Here is a 17,980-nt window from a genome sequence, read left to right as displayed (position 1 = left end):
TAACCCGCCCGCGCACCTTCCGGGCTGCAAGCCCGGAAGGCGCGCCATCGGGGTGGCCTTTCTCTTGGTTACTTCTCTTTGGCCACGCAAAGAGAAGTGACCCGCTGTCCGGCAGGACAGCGGAAGCCCGCCGCAGGCGAGCCAGGGTGCGGAAACCTCACACCAGAGCAAAGTCACTGGATCCCTGCTTTCGCAGGGATGACGGTGAGGGATAGAAACGCTACCGCGAGCACCCGCCCCTCACCCCAACCCTCTCCCCGGAGGGGAGAGGGAGCTAAGAGCTCGGCTACCGAGCGCCTAGACGCGACTCGGTCATCCATGCCCCTCGCGCGCTCCAGCGGGAAAAGGGCAAAGACATCAGATCACTCCGCCGTAGCGCGGATACGCCACACCGCCGTCGCCATACCGAGCAGCGCAATGCCAAACCAGATTCCGCCCGCGGCTATATCCGTCCCCAGCCACAGTACACACGCCACGGCACCCACCAGCAGCGCTCCAGCACCCACCGAAAGCATCAGGTCATGATGGGTCCTCGGACGCTCTGGCAGCAGCAATAGCGCGCCGCACGCAGCGAGAAAAAGTGCAGCGAGGCGGCGCAGCCAGACAAAGGATGGCGATGCCGGTACATCAGGCACCACATCCACCAGCGAGCGATCGCCCGACTGCACGTCAAAACCCTTGCCATCGGCAGCGTGCACAGCAGGCACCAACTGATCACCGTCGATCTGCGCGAATACGGTGACCAACTGCGCAGGCACGGCCTCCCAGCTCACGCGCAAATCGCCCAGGCGAGGCTGTTCCGGATGAGTGCTGGTGGTCAGGTAGTGGTCGTACAGCGCGAAACTGGCCGCAAGATTGGCTGGCACCGCCTTCATGTCCGGCGCCAGCACGTCGCTGCCGGGAAGCGCATGCAATACCGGCGGCGACAACGCATAGGCGCCCACGCGCGCCTGCCCCGCATCGAACTGCTTGCCCTCGACAGGGAAGCGCTCGGGGTTGGTGTGGCCCGAGGGCTTCGCGAACCGGCGCGAGTCGACCGGGCGATCCACCCAATCCTGTTCGTAGTGCACGTCGCCACCCACGCGTATCTCACGCCACTGAAACATCTCCACGCGGCGAGTCAGCACTGGCACCTTCGCCCGCTGGCCAAACTCCGGGTCGTAGGGCTCTTCAACCACGTTCACCGGGCCGGCGACACGCACGAGGTAACCGTGCTGTTCCGTGCGCGGCGAATCGCCCGTGCCCACGTCCAGAATCTGGCCGCCATGCCGATCGGAGGCATGACGGTTATCGAGCAAGCCCTGCTCGGTCATCGCCACCAGACCCGCGCCACTCAATAGCAACAGGGCCCCCAGCACACGTCGTAACCATTGCTGCATATCGATCCCCCCGCTCTCAGTCCGTGAGGTTACTAGCCTCGCAGCTCACGCTGCTCGTCTGCCGTGCTGTAGCGGCCGCGTTCGTCACGTGCCACGCGAGCTACTGCGCAATCGTGGTCGTGGGTGAAGAACAGCCGCACGTCCCGCGCCAGCTTGTCGTCGAGAAAGGCGCGCTTCTCTTCAATCAGTTTTTCGGGATAGCGGTCGTAACCCATGGTAATGGGCAGATGCACCCAGAAGCGTCCCGGAATGAGGTCGGCGCAGAACACCACACCACCCACTTCCGCCAGCATCAGGCCGGGCGTATGGCCGTCTGAATAGCTGAAGCGCACGGCATCGCCCAGCGCCTTGGAATGATCCCCTTCCACCAGCTCCAGCCGCCCACTCGCTTCCAGCAGCGCTTGCAGCTCAGGCACGAACGACGCGCGGTCGCGCGGATGCGGCTTCAGCGCGCGGTGCCAGTGATCGGCACCCACGATATACGTGGCGTTGGGGAACAGCAGGCGCGCCGGCTGCCCTTCTTCCCATGCGGCAAGCAAACCGCCGGCATGGTCGAAATGCAGGTGCGACAACACCACTGCGTCGATGTCTTCGTGCGTCAGTCCGGCCTGCGCCAGCGAATCGAGCAGCACGTGACGGTCTTCCACCACGCCATAACGCTCGCGCAGCGCGGGCTCGAAGAACGCGCCGATGCCGGTTTCGAACAGCACGTTGCGGCCATCCAGGTCCTTCACCAGCAGGCAGCGGCAGGCCAGCGGAATGCGGTTATCTGCATCGGGCGCGATCCAGCGGGACCACAGTGCCTTCGGCGCATTGCCAAACATGGCGCCGCCATCGAGCTGCTGCGAATTGCCAATGAGAGACCAGAGTTCCATCGTTACTGCACCTTGCCCAGACCCGACTCACGACGCGGGTCACTGGCCGCATCGAGCTTGTTCGCCTTCAGATCCCACGTGACCACGTTCATGTAGCCCCACGGATTGCGCTCTTTCAGCGTGTAGCCCATGCGCGTCAGCGCATCGGCCGTACCAGCATCGAACGCACCCGGTTCCATGTCGACGCGATCGGGCATGTACTGATGGTGGAAACGCTTCTGCGCCACGATGCCCGCCGCGTCCTTGCCATCCATAAACGCAAGAATGCCTTCAAGCACCTGCGTGATGATGGTGGAGCCGCCGGGCGAACCGATCACGCCCACGCGATCCGCACCGAACACGATGCTTGGCGTCATCGACGACAGCATGCGCTTGCCCGGTGCCGGCGCGTTCGCCGCGCTGCCCAGGAGGCCGTATACGTTTGGCTTGTTCGGCACCAGCGCGAAGTCGTCCATCTCGTCGTTGAGCAGCACGCCGGTGCCAGCCGCCACAAAAGTGGAACCCATGGTGTAGTTCACCGTGAGCGTGATCGAGGCGATATTGCCGTCCTTGTCGATCACCGAGAAATGCGTGGTGTGCATGCCGGGATCCACGCCAATGCTGGCCGGCAGCATCGACGACGGCGTGGCCTTGTCCGGCAGGATGGTCATGCGCAGACCCGCCGCGTAGTAAGGCGACAGCAGCATGTCCAGCGGCATCTTCACGAAGTCGGGGTCGCCGAGGTAGTCGTTATGGTCTCGGAACGCGCGACGCATGGCTTCGATGACCAGATGCGTGCGATGCGCATCATCCAGCCTGGTGAGGTCGTAGCCGGCCAGGATGTTGAGGATCTCCGCCACGGCCACACCGCCCGACGAGGCCGGCGGCGCCGTGACCACGCGATAACCGCGGTAATCCACGGTGATCGGCGTGCGCTCCTTCACCTGGTAGCTCTCCAGATCCTTTGCGGTCCAGTTGCCGCCGGCGGCACGCACGGCATCCACCAGCTTCTTGCCGGTCTCGCCGCGATAGAAACCATCGAAGCCGTGCTCACCCAGCAACTCCAGCGTGTGGGCCTGATCCGGGTCGCGCCACACCTCACCCGCCACCGGCGGCTTGTCGCCCGGCAGGTACTTGGCCACGGAGGCCGGCCAGCGGCGAATCTCGTTCTCGCGTTCGGTAATCGCGTTGATAAGACGGCCATCCGGCTTGAAGCCATCGCGTGCAATACGAATGGCCGGCGCCAGCGAGTCCTTCAGCGGCAGCTTGCCGTAATGCGCGGCGAGCCACGCCAGACCCGCCGGCTCACCCGGAATACCCGCCGACAGCGGACCATTGAGCGCGTTGTCGCGATTGGGCGTGCCGTCCTTGTTGAGGTAATCACTGAGGTTCACCGAGGCTGGCGCGGTTTCGCGCGCATCGATGAACACCTCATGCCCATCCGCCCGATGGATCACCGCCATGAAGCCGCCACCGATACCCGAGCTTTCCGGCTCCACGATGGAGAGCGTGGAAGCCACGGCAATCGCCGCATCAAACGCGTTACCACCCTTGGCCATCACTTCGAGGCCGGCTTCCGTGGCATGGAAATTCGCGCTGGCGACACCGGCATGGCCGGGACGCTGCGCAATGGCATGCGTGGGAGAGGTGGCGGCAGGAGGAGCGGAGGGACGGCTGTCGGCGTAAGCGACGCTGGAGGAAACGAGCAGAGCCAGCAGCGTCACTCGCCAATTCAACAAGTGCTTCATCCGTTATTCCTTTGCGGCCATCAGGTGGCGGTACTTCAGTTCGAGCGCGTCATGCGATTCGGTGTGCTCGGGGTCGATGATGATGCATTCGACCGGGCAGACTTCTATGCACTGCGGCACGTCGTAGTGACCGATGCACTCGGTGCACAGCGACGGATCGATCACGTAGTACTCCTCGCCCAGCGAGATGGCCTTGTTGGGGCAAACCGGTTCACAGACGTCGCAGTTGACGCAGGTATCGAGGATTTTCAGAGACATTGCACGAGTTTACATGCAGGGGAACCCTGACGCGCTCTGACCCGCCGCAGAAAACCGCTTTACCGCTTCCAGAAATAACGAAAAAGCCCGCGGCACTCTCGCGCCGCGGGCTCGGTATCGCTCCGGAAAACCGGAACTTACATGTTCACGTAACGCACCGTGGCGCCGGTCGGCTGCAGCACGGTGTTGACGCGGTCCTTGTCGGCGGCGTCGCCGATCACCAGGATGATCACGTCCTTGAACTGGCCCGGCTTGGCATCCTTGAAGGCGTCAGACACGAACTCGGCGGTCTTGCCCGAATCCGGACCGGCGAACACCAGCATGTTGCCCGGCAGCACGCCGCGGGCCACGGTGTCCTGAACCTGCTCGAGCTGGCGCTGGCGCACCGCATTGGCGTCGTCGCTGTCGCCGGCCGGCACCAGGTACGGGTACGGCTGGGCGGCCGTCATGCCCTGCATGTTCTTCTGGACGATCTGGCCGAGATAGGTGTTCCAGGCCTTGGAGTCGTTCGGGTCGGTCGGCTTGGTCGCAGCCGGCTGCGCGGCCTGCTGGTCGCTGGGCTGCTGTGCCGATTCGTCCTGCTGGTTGCAAGCGGTGAGGCCGGTGATCGCGAGGGCGGCAAGAAGAGCGTACTTGTACATGGTGGTCACCTTGGATGGTGGAATCTGGTCAATGGATCCGTTGGATGACTGGACCTTCCGGCCGTCACGCGACAGGGCCGGTGGATCGGGATTCCGATGGCGACCATGGCAGCGATGGCAGCCATGCCAGCCTTGCGTACCCCTGATCCGCGGCGAGCGACTGTCCTGTCCGCAGGATGCGGGCGAGCATACACGACCGTGGGCCAGCCCGACACCGCTAGACGTGTTGCGCTGCGGGGCGGGACCGGTATCAACCTCACGCCATTATCCGCCCCAACCGCGCTCCAACCCTCAGCGCTATTTTTCCCTCACCGTCATCCCCGCGAAGGCGGGGATGACGGTGAGGTAGTAACGACGGTGAGGTAGCAACGGAGCTACGCAACCCATTTAAGGTCGAGTCTCAATCAGCCCCGCTGGAGCGCTCGCGCTGCCAGCGCTGCCGCATCGCCTGCTGCACGGCCGGATGCACAAAACCCGAAATATCGCCGTTAAGACGGCCGATCTCACGTACCAGCGTGGACGAAATAAAACTGTACTGCTCCGCCGGCGTGAGAAACAGCGTCTCCGCCTGCGGAATCAGGTGGCGATTCATGCTGGCCAGCTGGAATTCGTATTCGAAGTCGGACACCGCGCGCAAACCACGAATGATCACGCCCGCGCCCACCTCGTCCACAAAATGCGCAAGCAGACCATCGAAGCCGCGCACTTCCACATTCCTCAGGTCCGCCAGGGCCAGCCGCGCCAGTGCGATGCGTTCGTTGAGACTGAAGCCGGGGCCCTTACCCGCGCTTTCGGCGACCGCCACGATGATGCGGTCGAACAGCGGGGCAGCGCGGGTCACCAGATCCGCATGGCCGTTGGTGATGGGGTCGAAGGTGCCCGGATAGACGGCGAGACGCTTATTGACCGGCGACTTGTTCACGTGACGGAGATCACTGGGGGACAGGGGCGGCTAGCTTAGGCCCGTTCGGGGCCTCCGACTAGTCTGTTTTCGCGCTGAAAAGCCATACGCCGCCGTCAGGCGACGGGCGCTATCCGGCGATAGAGCGCGTAGCGCACCTCGCCCGCCGTGCCCTCGCGATGCGCCGTCCAGTTGCTGGGCACTACGGGTGCGTTGCCCTTGGGCGACTCCACGTAGATCCATGCCCCGGGGGCCAGCCAGCCGCCCTGCTCCAGCCGTTGCGCCAGCGGAACCCAAAGATCCTGTGCAAACGGAGGGTCCAGAAACACCAGTCCATAAGGCTGCGGTGCCCCCTGCAGAAACGACAGCGCATCGTGCGCGGCCACCTGCCCCCCCTGAGCCTTTAGCCGCGCCAGGTTATCGCGCAGGGCCAGCACCGCCTTGGCGTCACGCTCCACAAACTGCACGCTGGCCGCGCCACGCGACAGGGCTTCGATACCCAGTGCCCCGGTGCCGGCGCACAGATCCAGGCAGCGAGCCCCCGTAATCACCGGCGCCAGCCAGTTGAACAGCGTTTCGCGCACCCGTTCGGCCGTTGGCCTCAGGCCCGGCAGATCGGGGACATCCAGACGTGAATTGCGCAGCTGCCCGCCGATGATGCGGATGCGCCCTGACGCGCCCCTCATGAACGGAGCAACTCAGCGGTGAGTACAGGTGGGGGTGGTAGCATGCCGTCCATTGTCTTTGAATCGCTGCCTCAATGCTCAAGTTCTGGAAGAAGAAACCCGCCGAAACCGCACCGGGCCAGCCGGCCGCACCTGCGGCTGAGGCCACGCCAGCGGACGGGTTGGCGCACGACACAGACGCCGTTTCGCTGAACCACGCCAGCCCCGCGCTGGACGAAGCCCTGGCAGAAACCCCGCCCCCACCCGAAGCCCCTGCCGAAGACGAAGCCGTTGAACTGGCCGCTATCGCCGAGGCCGCGGCGCCCGCCAAGCGCAGCTGGCGCGAGCGTCTTTCCGGCAGCGCGTTTGCGCGCGGCCTCAACTCACTGTTCACCCGCCACCCCAAGCTCGACGACGACCTGCTGGACGAGCTGGAAACCACCCTCATCACCGCCGACGTCGGCGTCGAAGCGAGCACCGCGCTGGTGGAAGACCTGCGCAAGCGCATGCACAAGCGCGAGTTCGCCGATGCCGGCGCCCTGCTCGCCGCGCTGCGCCAGTCGCTGGTGACGCTGCTCAGGCCCGTCGAAAAGCCGCTGAGCGTGACGGGCCTCAAGCCCTACGTGATCCTCACCGTGGGCATCAACGGCGTCGGCAAGACCACCACCATCGGCAAGCTCGCACGCCGTTATCGCGACGATGGCCAGCAGGTCATGCTCGCGGCAGGCGATACCTTCCGCGCCGCCGCGGTGGAACAGCTCAAGACCTGGGGCGCGCGCAACAACGTGCCTGTGATTTCCCAGGGTCAGGATGCGGACTCTGCCAGCGTGATCTTCGATGCCCTGCAGGCCGCCCGCTCGCGCAACGCCGATGTACTGATTGCCGACACTGCCGGCCGCCTGCACACGCAAGGTGGACTGATGGACGAGCTGGGCAAGATTGCCCGCGTGCTCAAGAAGCTCGACGCCGAAGCCCCGCACGAAGTGCTGATGGTGATCGACGGCACCACCGGCCAGAACGCGGTGAACCAGGTGCGCCAGTTCCGCCAGATCGTCGGCGTTACCGGCCTGGTCGTGACCAAGCTCGATGGCACCGCGAAGGGCGGCGTCGTGTTTGCGCTGGCTCGCGAATTCGGCTTGCCGATTCGCTATGTGGGCCTTGGCGAAACCGCCACCGATCTGCGCGTGTTCGACGCGGACGCCTACGTCGACGGCCTGCTCCCCGCCTCCCTGGGCCAGGGCTGAGGAGACGCGACCGGTGCCACGCTGGCTCCGCCTCACGTTGCTCATCGTCAGCAGCACCACGCTGCTGCTGGTAGCGGTCGCCCTTATCGCCGTACACGTGATGCTGCAGCCCGAGCGCATCACCGCCATGCTGCAAAACCAGGCGCGCAACGCGGGCCTGGAACTCAGCCTCGCCAGCCCCGCCACGCCTGCTTTGTTCCCGCGCCCCGCGCTGGAACTGGAAGGCATCACGCTCAGCGCGCAAAACGCGAACCTGCCCATCCTGCTCGCCTCGCGCGGCACGCTCGCCTTGCCGTGGCGCACGCTGTTTCGCGGCGAAACGGTGATCTCGAAAATGCAGATCGACTCGCCGCGCGTCGACCTCGATGCGCTGCAATCCTGGCTTGACGATCTGCCCTCCGGCCCAGCCACGCCACCCTCGGAAATTCCGCGCATCGACGCGGGCGTCCACATCACGCGCGGCAGCCTCGTACGCGGCAACCAGCTGCTCCTGGGCGACGTGGAACTGGATGCCGGCCGGCTCGCCGCCGACCATCGCTTTGTGCTCACCGTTTCCGCAAAGGATGCGCACGACGTGCCCACCCAGGTGCGCCTGTCGCTCACTCCGCGCATCAAAAACAGCGCACTGGAACTGGACGGCATCGCCCTGCACTTCGCCCACAGCACCACGCTCACCTTGCAGCTCAACGGCGACGCGCGCTGGCGCGGCGCTGCCGATGCCACGGCCAACCTTTCCGGCAAGCTCGACCACGCCGACACCGGCCAATACGACACCTCACTCTCGCTGGTGCCTGCCGACCAGAGCACGCCACTGATGCTGGCACTGAAACTCGACGGCCCGGACAACCACGCCGACCTGCACATTCCGCCGCTGGCACTCACCGCATGGTGGTCGCAGCTCGATCACGACGACGGCCCGAAACTCTCGGTGCCGCCCGGCAACGGACACGCTGAAATCGCCAGGATCGACACCGGCGACATCTCCATTGAAGGCCTCACCATCAAAGCCGGCACCGATGTACCCGCGCCCGCTGCCAGTGCGCCGGCGCCCGCACAACCGGCAGCGGCCAAGCCCGCGGCGATACGCAAGCAGCCATGACGTCGTTCGCTGATGCACTGCTGGCCTGGTTCGACGACCACGGCCGCAAAGACCTGCCCTGGCAGCACCCGCGCGATGCTTATCGCGTGTGGCTGTCTGAAGTGATGCTGCAGCAGACGCAGGTGGTTACGGTGATTCCGTACTTCCAGCGTTTTGTCTCTGCGCTGCCCACGCTGCGCGATCTCGCTGCCGCCGACGAAGACACCGTGCTCGCCTTGTGGGCTGGCCTGGGCTACTACCGTCGCGCGCGCTTCCTGCAGCGTGCCGCGCAGATCTGCGTGGAAAAACATGGCGGCGAACTGCCGCGCGATTTCGACGCGCTCGCCGACCTGCCTGGTATCGGCCGCTCCACGGCGGGCGCCATCCTTGCGCAAGCGCACGGGCTGCGCTTCCCGATTCTGGATGGCAACGTCAAACGTGTGCTCACACGTTATCTCGGCATCCACGGCTTCCCGGGGCAAAGCGCCGTAGAAAAAGTACTGTGGCAGCACGCCGATGCGCTGATGCCTGCCGGGCGCACGGCCGATTACACACAGGCCATCATGGATCTTGGCGCCACCTTGTGTGTGCGCACGCGCCCGCAGTGCGACGCCTGCCCGCTCGCCGGCAGCTGCGTTGCAAAGCGCGACGACCTCACCGCGCAGTTACCCACCGCCAAGCCGGCCAAACGCATTCCCACGCGCGACACCGTGATGCTGATCCTGCGCGACACCAAGGGCCGCGTGCTGCTGGAACGGCGCGGACCGCAAGGCGTGTGGTCCGGCTTGTGGAGCCTGCCCGAAGCCAGCGACCACGATGCCGCCTGGCGCGCCGCGCAATCGCTGGCAACCATCGACGACGCGCAGCCATTGCCGGCATTCACGCACGTCTTCAGCCACTATCGCCTGCAGGTGGAACCGCTGCTATTCGACGCGGCGACAGCCCACCTGCGAATCGCCGATAATCCCGCCCTGCGCTGGTGCGATGCCAGCGACCGCGCCGCCCTCGGCCTGCCCGCCCCCGTGCGCAGCCTGCTGCAGGACATTTGAATCACCTACCGATGAGCCGAATCGCATGAGTCGCATCATTCACTGCGCCAAGCTTGGCCACGACGCCGAAGGCCTGGACTTCGCTCCCTGGCCTGGCCCGCTCGGCCAACGCATCTACGCCGAAATCTCCAAGCAGGCCTGGCAGCAATGGCTGGCCCACCAGACCATGCTGCTCAACGAATACCGCCTCAACCCGCTCGACCCCAAGTCGCGCCAGTTCTTGAGCGCGGAAATGGAGAAATTCCTGTTCGGCGGCGACGTAAAACAGCCCGAAGGCTACGTCGCCCCCGACACAAAGTCTTGACGCCGCGCCCCGCATCCGTTTAAATGCACGGCTCCACGCGACGTCATTGACGTTTGCGGCACAAAATTTGGCCGGGTAGCTCAGTTGGTAGAGCAGGGGATTGAAAATCCCCGTGTCGGCGGTTCGATTCCGTCCCCGGCCACCATGATTCAACGAAAAAGCCCATCCCGACCGGATGGGCTTTTTCGTTATGTAAGTCGTATGCAAGACCGGCGCACACCAGGAATGCTCCATACGAGCGCGTGATATTGATACGCCCCGGCATCGTGCCAATGAGGTCGAACCGCATACGGATTTGGCCTGGTCCTAACTGAAGACCGCCCTCACCCTCACCGCGTTCAAGCGCGACGTCTTCGCGATTCGTTCCAGCGCCTCCTTCGCCCTCTCGGGAACGGATGGCGCCTCTGCTAAATGGCTAAGCTGAAGCGCGCGTGCCATCAGCAAAGCAAGCTCCGTCTTTTCTGACGTGACTAGGATGAAGAAATCGTCGACAGATGCGGCGTCGAGGGCTTGAACGTGCTCACCTGGTGCACCGTACCTCGCCAGAAGTAGCGGGCCCAGCAGCCAGGAATCGCCGGCAGCTCGAGCTCGCGCAGCAGGTCATACACCCACAAGCGTCGTTGCGGTGGCCGCGACGTGATCGAGCGGCCCCACCTATGCAAACAGCTCAACCAAGTCCTTTGCGTTGGTGATATCGGTCACCAGGGTCGAGAGCATGGCGCTTGGCGCTCCCCTTTTAGGAATGATCTGACATACAGACTCACGCGCTCTTTTCAAAATATGGACATTCAATAGAACAGGATAATTGCGCGTGGCGAACGAGACCCTTTTCATGGCTACCGAAGAAACAGCGTTCATGTTTGGCTGGCGCGATGATGCTGCATCAAAACGCGTCCTTAAACTTGAGGCAAACCCCACCGATGGAACAATCGGGGTCTTTGGTTCGGGGGTGAAAGCCGCACCTGAGCCTATCTGGCTTTACATTGGCCCTGCACAAGTTCTTCTCACTGAGGAGAAAGCGCTGGAGCTTGCGAACGCCCTCACCTCAGCCGTAGAGCGGCGTCGAAATCTCTTTAGCGACGGACCGCAACTCATGTCGCAAGCGAAATGATGGAATCGCGCGTAGACGTCGAGCTTGTTTCACCAGTCACGAGAATATCGGGATAATGCACGCGAGCTATCGCGTAGACGGTGCGCGCCTATCGGCGTCGGATACTAGCCAGACCTATCAGCGCCAGTAGCGCACCGCCATTCAGCCATGCGAACCAGTCGCCCCATCGGGCGTAGAGCGTATGGGTTTCGCGCAACGGCAGGTCTCCGACCAATTCAGCGCCGTTACCTTCGCTGGTGGCTTCGGCAATCACGCGGCCCCGGTCATCGCTGAGCGTAAGACGGCCACGGCGCGCGACACGGGCAATGGCGAATCCTTGTTCAACGCCGCGCATCACTGCCATGCGGCTGTGCAGCCATCCGTCGATATCGAAGTCCCAGGCGGGCGCCAGCAAAAGCTGGGCACGGCGATGGCCATAAGCAAAACCCGTGTCGGTAAAGTCCATGTCCTTGCAAATGCCCAGGCCGATGCGAGGTAGCCCTTCGAGCATCTGGTACTCGCGGCCAGGCGTGTACTTGGCCTCGAATCCGGGAATCAGATGATGCTTGCTGTAGGTCAAGGGAAGGGGCGCACCTGGCTGGAACGCCATCGACATATTGCGCTCAACGCCCTGCTCACCCCGGTAGTCGACGCCGAAATCCACAACGACATGATGTTGCGTAGCAAGCTGTGCAAATTCGGGAATCGTGTCTTGGCTCGTTACGAGCGAAGCCTCCGGCATAACGACCACTTGCGCGCCTTGTTGCGCCAGGCGCTGCACGGCGTCGGCGTAGTGTGCGACGAGGGCCTGCCCATCTGCGCTATCCAGCGCGGGCTGGCCACGCTGCTCCAGCGACACCAGGCCGATGCGTAACGAGGAAGTGGACGGCTCCCGCAGACGATAGCTGCCATAAAGGAGTGCGGCACCGAGACAAACCAGAGCAATGGCCGCGGCGGCAGCCCGTTTGCCTCGGGTGATTCGCGGCGTGGCCACGATGGCAAGCGCAGTGGGCATGAGCAGCAGCAGAAAGCTGATGCCCCAGATACCAGTGATCGCGGCGATCTGGATTACTGGCACCACATCCATCTGCGAATAGCTGAGATTGAAGAAGGTGCCATGGGGCGAAACACGGCTGCCCACATACTCAAGCACCACCCATAGCACCGGCACCGCCCCCATCGCGGCCAGCGCGTTTCCCCGAAGCAACAAGCGGCGATAGAGAAGCACGCACAACGCCAGCGCGATTCCCGGCGTAACAACGGCGTAGGCAATAAACGTCAACGGAATGCCAATGGCATCGTGCAGATAGCCCCACACATGGAGCATGCCGAGGGCGTAGGCGACCAGTGCCGCCCATGCTGCACCACTCGCAGGGACCCGTGGAGCAAGCCACAGGATGGGAAGCGGCGCCAGCCATGCGGCCCACCATAGTGGCTGGACACCGTTACCGAACCACCACGCGATGGCAGATAGCGCTGTCGCCAGCAGCCCCTTCAGTAATGCATTGTGTTCAAGCTTTGATGCCATGGAACACCTTCTCCAAAGAGCTCAGATAGAAGACGCGGAATTGCTTCTCGTCGTAACTGAAGCGACCGGCGCGAAACAGTGTGATCAGTCCATGGGCGTGCGCCCAGAGCATCATCGCGACATCCCAGGGATCGTCCTGACGGAGCTCGCCTTGACGCATACCTTCGGCAAGCACATCCGCAATGATGTTGAGAGTGGGCGATTGGCGATCGCGAAAATCTTCGGGAAAACGGCGCGCGTCGTCGCGGCGCACAGAGAAGGCGTAGTCAAACAGGTGCGGGTGGGTCAGCGCGTAATCGAGGTAATGCTCCAGGGGCCTGCTGAGTCGCTGCAGCGTTTTGGAGCGGCTCGATAGCGGCGCCCACGCCTTGGCAACCGTCTGGAAGCTGTTGTCGGCGATCTGCTTTAGCAGCGCCTCACGGTTGGGAAAGTGCCGATAGATTGCCATCGGGGTGATGCCAACAGCACTGGCCACGCGGCGCATGCTCACGGCGTCCGGCCCCTCCTTCTCGAAGAGAGCAAGGGCGGCCTTGAGAATCTTTTCAGGTGTCGTGAGGCGAGGCATGTATACACCGTATACATGCCCGTCTGACGCGTCAACCATGACCTGTGGCAGTGCTGCCGTCCGCCGGGCGTTCACTTGACGCCTTGCGTCAGCATGACGAAAGGATTCGGGATGCTTTTTCTTTTTCGAAATGCCCCCATTCTCACGCCGTTAGGTGGAACTACAGGGGGATTCGTGCTGACAAGGCAAACCCAGGCGCCCCGGGAAGCACCCTGCTCTGCGCGCTGTTCACCGATGCACCACTTGCCGTGATTCCTCAGGGATGACCTCGCCATGCAGCTTCGACATCTGCGCACCTTCGCCGCCGTCGCTTCCACGCTCAGCTTTACGCGCGCGGCGGAGAAAGTGCATCTGGCCCAATCAAGCGTTACGGAGCAGATCCAATCGCTCGAAACGGATTTGGGCACGACGCTGTTCGACCGGTCGGGCCGCAAGCTGAAACTGACTGAAGCAGGCCACCGACTGCTCGACTATGCCGATCGCCTGCTGGAACTGGACCGCGAGGCGCGTCACGCCGTCGCCGGTATATCCACGACGGGCGGCGAATTTTCGCTGGGTGCGCTTGAGACCTTGAGCGCCCAATGGCTATCGGCGCCGCTCGAACGCTTGCGGCAAGTCAGGCCGGGCGTCACATTGAAAGTCGAGGTGGCGGGAACCGGCGACCTGCTCGCCCGCGTGCGGCGCGGCGACCTGGATGCGTGCGTGGTTTTCGACGCTGAGCCGGATCCCAGCCTTGCCAGCACCGTTGTGGATACCTCAGAGCTGGTGGTGATTGCACCCGCACAGCATCCATGGAAGCGTCAAAGGACGATTACCGCCGCCGATCTGAAGGGCGAACGATTCCTCGTGACGGCCAAGGGATGCATCTATCGGCGCCTCTTCGACCAGGCCGTGCTGAATCAGAGCGAGGTGGCTCCCGATATTGTCGGCGAGTTCGAAAGTCTGGCGGCGATCTGCGCCATGGTGGCTCAGGGCGCCGGCTGCGCCCTGATGCCTCGTATCGCCGTTCCTCTCCGCGACAAGCGCCTTACCGTGCGCCCGTGGCATGGCGACAAGCAGTCCGCGGCCATCCATGTGATGTGGCGCCGGCACACGGTGATGCCGCCGGCGCTGCGAACGTTTCTGGATGTATTGAACGCCCCATCACACGAGGCGATGGCCGCCGTCGACATGTAACACGGTACCGGTGGCGAACCCGTTGCTCATCAGGAATTGAATGGCCTGCGCAATATCGGCGGGCTGCCCCACCCGCCCCACCGGCAATCGATCCGCCATGGCCTCAAGCATCTCGGCCTTCTTATCGCCTGCCACGGCTGCCCAGATGGGCGAATCGACCCAGCCGGGCGAAACGACGTTGACGCGTATCGGTGCAAGCTCGATGGCCAGGGCATAGGCGAGCGAAGCGAGTGCGCCATTGACTGCGGCTACCACGGATCCACGTGCTGCGGGCCGATACGCGGCGATGCCCGAGGTGAACGTGATCGAGCCATGACTCGATAGCGAGGGTGCGCCGTATTTCGCCAAGAGCAGCGGGCCCAGCAGCTTCGAATCGATAGCGCGTCGAATGGCCGACAGCTCAAGCTCGGGCAACAAGCGATAGACACCGTCGAGCGTCGCCGCTGTCGTGACGATGTGATCCATCGACCCCACCTGCCCGAATAGCTTGATCACCTCATCTTCCTTGGTGATATCAGTCGCCACGGTCGAGAGCAGCGCACCCTGCGGCAGGCAGCGGCGTGCCTCATCAAGACGCTCCTGCGTGCGCCCTGCAATGGTGACCTTGTGCCCATCGGCGAGCAGCGACGCTGCCAGCGACAAGCCCATACCCGAGCTACCACCCACAATCAGCGTGTGCTCCTGTACCTTCTCGATGCTTTGCATTCCGGATCTCCTCTACGGGGAGCGACGTTGTAAGCCATCGGTACCCCTGCAAAGAAACGGGAATTTCCGATGCGCATCATCGGCAATGCCGATGGATGGCTTGCCATCATCCGGAAGGCTTGGTTGACTTGGTGGAACGCCCGCCTTGGCGCTGCTGCGGTCAATCACTCCGCGCCTGGGCAGCGTAACGCCGTACCGCCTCGGAGTAGGCACCGCATCGACCCACGTTGGACCCATCGAATCTACGGAGAGAACACATGATGGACGAGCAGCAAGCAATCAACGACGCTTTTCAGGACAACATCCGGGACCTCTACAACACCCTCACCATGGGCATCGAGATGGCCAAGGGTGACGCACAGCTCGAGGCGGACGCCAAGGCAAAGTTCGTTTCCGGCATGGTGTTCGCGAGGCGCGTTTATGCCATGGCGTCGGAGGTGATTGGCAAGCCTGCTGCTACGACGGGTGCGCAATCGACCTGATGGCTTGAACGCCATCATGGGGCTGGATTCACTTGCCACACCAACGGTAGTGAACCGGCCACGCCTATCGATGCGCGACGCTCAGTCCCGCGACAGCAAGAATCGGCTGATTCTCCGCCGAAGCTCCCGGTCGTCCGTTTCCCTCGCTTCGTCGTCGGCTTCGATGGCGTACTGACGCGCCAGCGCCGTCTCGCCTTTGTGCTTGTAACGGTGGGCCAGTGCGAACCGGATGGACACCCGATACTCACGCCCCTCATCGCCCGCGGCCAGACTCAGTGCCCGGAGATAAAGCGCAATGGCAGCGTCATCGTCCAGGGTGAAATCCGCAAGGCTTTCCCACAAGAAAGGGTGGTCATCACCAGCAGCGCTCTGCGCCTCGCAGTAATCCTTGAGAGCGTTGTAGTTGAGCCGATACCTTTCTGGCTGATCTTCACTGGCGAGCGAAAGCGCGAACGCCCTCACCCGTTCCCATATCTCTGTCTTAAGTTCCATTCGCTTCACTCCACGACCCAGCTCGGCAGTCTCACGCAACTCCCGCTCCACATCGAATCTGGACATGCATCACATGTTGTCAGCGCCGGTGCGCTTGAATTCGGCCGCAGCATAACCATGTCGCGCGAGATCTGACGGCCTGTGATCCATCCTGCCTTGCATCACATGATCAGGCGCAGGTCTTTCCCAGGGCAACGATCGACCCAGACAGCAAGAATCTGCGATCACGTCAGGTATCTGCAAGTCAGTCACCTATTTCAGGAAGGAACTAGACGATGAAGACAAGGCAAGCATTCGCGCGGGCCGCCATAACGACCGCACTTATCTTTGGCGGCGCGATGACGGTGGCAGCACCGGACATCGCTCACGCAGCAGCCCCCATGGTGAAAACGGCAGCGCCGGGCTACTACCGCATGATGCTGGGCGATTTCGAGGTGACTGCGATCTCAGACGGCACGCTCGCGCTGCCGGTGGACAAGCTGCTCACCAATACGACCGCCGACAAGACCCGCCAGGCGCTCGATGCGGCGTTCCAGCCACTGCCCTACGAGATGAACTTCAACGCCTTTCTCGTCAACACCGGCAGCAAGCTTGTGCTGATCGACACGGGCGCGGGCCATCTTCTTGGCGCGGACCTGGGCAAGCTGGCCGACCGGCTGAAGGCCGCCGGCTATCAGCCCGAACAGATTGACGAGATCTACATCACCCACATGCACCCGGACCATATCGGCGGACTGTCTGCCGCTGGCAAGCGCGTGTTCCCCAATGCCGTGGTCCGTGCCGATCAACGCGAAGCTGATTTCTGGTTGAGCAAAGCCAATAGCGAGAAGGCCACGCCGGAACAGAAAGAGCACTTCGCGGGTGCAATGGCTGCGATGACGCCCTACCTCCAGGCCCATCGCTTCCAACCGTTCACCGGTGACACCGAGCTGGTTCCAGGGATCAGGGCCAGCTCCCTCATTGGCCACACGCCCGGTCACACGGGATACGTCATTGAGAGCAAGGGCCAGAAAATGGTGGTGTGGGGAGATGTCGTGCATGTGGCACAGGTGCAGCTCCCTGATCCGGAAGTCACCATCGGCTTCGATACCGACAGCCACGTCGCTGAAAAGGTACGCGAGCAACTTCTGGCCGATGCCGCCGCGCACAGCTACATCATCGCTGGTGAACACATGTCGTTCCCAGGCCTGGGCCATATCCGCAAGGTGGGTTCCGGCTATCAATGGGTTCCGTTGAGCTACAGCGAAATTCACTGATGGTGTCTGGCTGTCATCCCGTAGCGGCCATGATCTGGCCGGATGACAGCCCTTGCTGAAAAGGTGGACTCTCGCGACTCGAGAGTCCACTTTCGGCGGCAAGGATGAAAGACGCCTGGAGCCTGCGCGTGCTTCTGGAGTTCGCTATCCGGTTCCGTCGGCGCGCAAGAAAGCTTCAGCCCCAATAGCTTTCGCGCGTTTTGCCGCATGCGCCGTCTTGCCGCACAAGGCTGACCCACGCAGCTGTCAGACTTTGATCCCCATCGTTATGTCAGCGCCCGCGACACCCCGGGCGGCACACGCACATGAAGAACCTGAAGCTCAAGAAACCCACCGGCACGACCGTCGCGCTGATCTTTCTCTCCCTGCTCGGCATCACGATCTACGGCGCTATTGCCTTTGGATTGGCGTCCCAGTTTGGCAAGGCCCCGGGTGTCGTGCATGGCATAACGGCGGACGACTGATCGCCCATTAGTCAGGCAGGCGACGATTCGTCGTCAGCCGCTCAACAACGCTACACGTTCAGGAGTGCGCAACGATCTGCGCCTCATTCACGCAGGTGTCT

Annotated in this window: 20 protein-coding genes and 1 tRNA gene; 10 read left to right on the top strand and 11 right to left on the bottom strand. The window is 63.1% G+C overall.

What is annotated here, in order from left to right; all coding sequences use genetic code 11:
* Window positions 1–362: 362 nt before the first annotated feature.
* The 7 genes from OQE56_RS13720 to rsmD form a co-directional block, all read right to left on the bottom strand.
* Window positions 363–1,379 carry a TMEM43 family protein gene (locus OQE56_RS13720; RefSeq protein ID WP_267225142.1) on the bottom strand — a complete coding sequence of 339 codons (1,017 nt, stop codon included), beginning with the start codon at window positions 1,377–1,379 and terminating at the stop codon, window positions 363–365.
* Window positions 1,380–1,411: 32 nt separating this feature from the next.
* On the bottom strand, window positions 1,412–2,254 hold the full coding sequence (locus tag OQE56_RS13715) for an MBL fold metallo-hydrolase (RefSeq protein WP_267225140.1): 843 nt from the start codon (window positions 2,252–2,254) through the stop codon (window positions 1,412–1,414).
* Between the two features lie 2 nt (window positions 2,255–2,256).
* Window positions 2,257–3,981, bottom strand: coding sequence for a gamma-glutamyltransferase (gene ggt, locus OQE56_RS13710; protein WP_267225138.1), 1,725 nt, complete (start codon window positions 3,979–3,981; stop codon window positions 2,257–2,259).
* A gap of 3 nt (window positions 3,982–3,984) precedes the next feature.
* Window positions 3,985–4,239, bottom strand: a complete 255-nt coding sequence (locus OQE56_RS13705; RefSeq protein ID WP_267225137.1) for a YfhL family 4Fe-4S dicluster ferredoxin — start codon at window positions 4,237–4,239, stop codon at window positions 3,985–3,987.
* Window positions 4,240–4,376: 137 nt separating this feature from the next.
* The gene (locus OQE56_RS13700; protein ID WP_267225136.1) at window positions 4,377–4,880 is read right to left on the bottom strand and encodes a hypothetical protein; all 504 of its coding nucleotides are present in this window, start codon (window positions 4,878–4,880) and stop codon (window positions 4,377–4,379) included.
* 400 nt (window positions 4,881–5,280) lie between these two features.
* Entirely contained in the window at window positions 5,281–5,802 is a 522-nt protein-coding gene (gene coaD / locus OQE56_RS13695; RefSeq protein ID WP_267225135.1) for a pantetheine-phosphate adenylyltransferase, read from the bottom strand.
* A 95-nt stretch (window positions 5,803–5,897) separates the two neighbouring features.
* Window positions 5,898–6,467, bottom strand: coding sequence for a 16S rRNA (guanine(966)-N(2))-methyltransferase RsmD (gene rsmD, locus OQE56_RS13690; protein WP_267225134.1), 570 nt, complete (start codon window positions 6,465–6,467; stop codon window positions 5,898–5,900).
* 74 nt (window positions 6,468–6,541) lie between these two features.
* Here rsmD and ftsY point away from each other — a divergent pair, with 74 nt between their 5' ends.
* The 6 genes from ftsY (at window position 6,542) to OQE56_RS13660 (ending at window position 11,232) form a co-directional block, all read left to right on the top strand.
* Window positions 6,542–7,690: a signal recognition particle-docking protein FtsY gene (gene ftsY / locus OQE56_RS13685; RefSeq protein WP_267225131.1), complete on the top strand. Its 1,149-nt coding sequence runs from the start codon at window positions 6,542–6,544 to the stop codon at window positions 7,688–7,690.
* Between the two features lie 13 nt (window positions 7,691–7,703).
* Window positions 7,704–8,789 carry an AsmA family protein gene (locus OQE56_RS13680; protein ID WP_267225129.1) on the top strand — a complete coding sequence of 362 codons (1,086 nt, stop codon included), beginning with the start codon at window positions 7,704–7,706 and terminating at the stop codon, window positions 8,787–8,789.
* The gene (gene mutY / locus OQE56_RS13675) at window positions 8,786–9,817 is read left to right on the top strand and encodes an A/G-specific adenine glycosylase (RefSeq protein WP_267225127.1); all 1,032 of its coding nucleotides are present in this window, start codon (window positions 8,786–8,788) and stop codon (window positions 9,815–9,817) included. Before OQE56_RS13680 ends, mutY begins: the two co-directional genes overlap by 4 nt.
* 25 nt (window positions 9,818–9,842) lie before the next feature.
* Window positions 9,843–10,121, top strand: a complete 279-nt coding sequence (locus OQE56_RS13670) for an oxidative damage protection protein (protein WP_267225124.1) — start codon at window positions 9,843–9,845, stop codon at window positions 10,119–10,121.
* Between the two features lie 69 nt (window positions 10,122–10,190).
* Window positions 10,191–10,266: transfer RNA gene (locus tag OQE56_RS13665), tRNA-Phe, on the top strand.
* 687 nt (window positions 10,267–10,953) lie between these two features.
* Window positions 10,954–11,232 (top strand): hypothetical protein, encoded by a 279-nt coding sequence (locus OQE56_RS13660; RefSeq protein ID WP_267225122.1) that lies wholly within the window; start codon window positions 10,954–10,956, stop codon window positions 11,230–11,232.
* A gap of 88 nt (window positions 11,233–11,320) precedes the next feature.
* Here the strand turns inward: OQE56_RS13660 and OQE56_RS13655 are convergent, their stop codons facing one another.
* Window positions 11,321–12,739, bottom strand: a complete 1,419-nt coding sequence (locus OQE56_RS13655; RefSeq protein ID WP_267225120.1) for a nitrilase-related carbon-nitrogen hydrolase — start codon at window positions 12,737–12,739, stop codon at window positions 11,321–11,323.
* Window positions 12,723–13,343 carry a TetR/AcrR family transcriptional regulator gene (locus OQE56_RS13650; RefSeq protein WP_267225118.1) on the bottom strand — a complete coding sequence of 207 codons (621 nt, stop codon included), beginning with the start codon at window positions 13,341–13,343 and terminating at the stop codon, window positions 12,723–12,725. The genes OQE56_RS13655 and OQE56_RS13650 overlap by 17 nt, the downstream gene beginning before the upstream one ends.
* Window positions 13,344–13,577: 234 nt before the next feature.
* Here OQE56_RS13650 and OQE56_RS13645 point away from each other — a divergent pair, with 234 nt between their 5' ends.
* Window positions 13,578–14,480, top strand: coding sequence for a LysR family transcriptional regulator (locus OQE56_RS13645; RefSeq protein ID WP_267225116.1), 903 nt, complete (start codon window positions 13,578–13,580; stop codon window positions 14,478–14,480).
* Here OQE56_RS13645 and OQE56_RS13640 read toward each other — a convergent pair.
* Window positions 14,448–15,185, bottom strand: coding sequence for an SDR family oxidoreductase (locus tag OQE56_RS13640; RefSeq protein ID WP_267225114.1), 738 nt, complete (start codon window positions 15,183–15,185; stop codon window positions 14,448–14,450). The two genes, OQE56_RS13645 and OQE56_RS13640, sit on opposite strands and share 33 nt — an antisense overlap.
* Window positions 15,186–15,442: 257 nt before the next feature.
* On the opposite strand from OQE56_RS13640, the gene OQE56_RS13635 reads away from it, so the two are divergent.
* Window positions 15,443–15,667 (top strand): hypothetical protein, encoded by a 225-nt coding sequence (locus OQE56_RS13635; RefSeq protein ID WP_267225113.1) that lies wholly within the window; start codon window positions 15,443–15,445, stop codon window positions 15,665–15,667.
* An 81-nt stretch (window positions 15,668–15,748) separates the two neighbouring features.
* Here the strand turns inward: OQE56_RS13635 and OQE56_RS13630 are convergent, their stop codons facing one another.
* On the bottom strand, window positions 15,749–16,159 hold the full coding sequence (locus tag OQE56_RS13630) for a hypothetical protein (protein WP_267225112.1): 411 nt from the start codon (window positions 16,157–16,159) through the stop codon (window positions 15,749–15,751).
* A gap of 275 nt (window positions 16,160–16,434) precedes the next feature.
* On the opposite strand from OQE56_RS13630, the gene OQE56_RS13625 reads away from it, so the two are divergent.
* A complete protein-coding gene (locus OQE56_RS13625) occupies window positions 16,435–17,415 on the top strand; it encodes an MBL fold metallo-hydrolase (protein WP_267225110.1) in 981 nt (326 codons plus the stop codon).
* Between the two features lie 305 nt (window positions 17,416–17,720).
* Window positions 17,721–17,879, top strand: coding sequence for a hypothetical protein (locus OQE56_RS13620; RefSeq protein WP_267225108.1), 159 nt, complete (start codon window positions 17,721–17,723; stop codon window positions 17,877–17,879).
* The last annotated feature ends 101 nt before the right edge of the window (window positions 17,880–17,980 follow it).

Origin of the sequence: Dyella silvae, from assembly GCF_026421305.1 — a bacterium.
Lineage (GTDB): Bacteria > Pseudomonadota > Gammaproteobacteria > Xanthomonadales > Rhodanobacteraceae > Dyella > Dyella silvae.
The sequence above is the reverse complement of the archived record's forward strand: the minus strand, read 5'-3'. Positions and strand labels throughout refer to the sequence as shown.

Coding starts and splice junctions, on each gene's coding strand:
- OQE56_RS13625 (WP_267225110.1), top strand. CDS start 16,435: ATGAAGACAAGGCAAGCATTCGCGCGGGCCGCCATAACGACCGCACTT.
- OQE56_RS13720 (WP_267225142.1), bottom strand. CDS start 1,379: ATGCAGCAATGGTTACGACGTGTGCTGGGGGCCCTGTTGCTATTGAGT.
- mutY (WP_267225127.1), top strand. CDS start 8,786: ATGACGTCGTTCGCTGATGCACTGCTGGCCTGGTTCGACGACCACGGC.
- ftsY (WP_267225131.1), top strand. CDS start 6,542: ATGCTCAAGTTCTGGAAGAAGAAACCCGCCGAAACCGCACCGGGCCAG.
- OQE56_RS13700 (WP_267225136.1), bottom strand. CDS start 4,880: ATGTACAAGTACGCTCTTCTTGCCGCCCTCGCGATCACCGGCCTCACC.
- OQE56_RS13715 (WP_267225140.1), bottom strand. CDS start 2,254: ATGGAACTCTGGTCTCTCATTGGCAATTCGCAGCAGCTCGATGGCGGC.
- OQE56_RS13635 (WP_267225113.1), top strand. CDS start 15,443: ATGATGGACGAGCAGCAAGCAATCAACGACGCTTTTCAGGACAACATC.
- rsmD (WP_267225134.1), bottom strand. CDS start 6,467: ATGAGGGGCGCGTCAGGGCGCATCCGCATCATCGGCGGGCAGCTGCGC.
- OQE56_RS13705 (WP_267225137.1), bottom strand. CDS start 4,239: ATGTCTCTGAAAATCCTCGATACCTGCGTCAACTGCGACGTCTGTGAA.
- OQE56_RS13640 (WP_267225114.1), bottom strand. CDS start 15,185: ATGCAAAGCATCGAGAAGGTACAGGAGCACACGCTGATTGTGGGTGGT.
- OQE56_RS13620 (WP_267225108.1), top strand. CDS start 17,721: ATGAAGAACCTGAAGCTCAAGAAACCCACCGGCACGACCGTCGCGCTG.
- OQE56_RS13650 (WP_267225118.1), bottom strand. CDS start 13,343: ATGGTTGACGCGTCAGACGGGCATGTATACGGTGTATACATGCCTCGC.
- OQE56_RS13660 (WP_267225122.1), top strand. CDS start 10,954: ATGGCTACCGAAGAAACAGCGTTCATGTTTGGCTGGCGCGATGATGCT.
- OQE56_RS13655 (WP_267225120.1), bottom strand. CDS start 12,739: ATGGCATCAAAGCTTGAACACAATGCATTACTGAAGGGGCTGCTGGCG.
- OQE56_RS13670 (WP_267225124.1), top strand. CDS start 9,843: ATGAGTCGCATCATTCACTGCGCCAAGCTTGGCCACGACGCCGAAGGC.
- ggt (WP_267225138.1), bottom strand. CDS start 3,981: ATGAAGCACTTGTTGAATTGGCGAGTGACGCTGCTGGCTCTGCTCGTT.
- OQE56_RS13645 (WP_267225116.1), top strand. CDS start 13,578: ATGCAGCTTCGACATCTGCGCACCTTCGCCGCCGTCGCTTCCACGCTC.
- OQE56_RS13630 (WP_267225112.1), bottom strand. CDS start 16,159: ATGGAACTTAAGACAGAGATATGGGAACGGGTGAGGGCGTTCGCGCTT.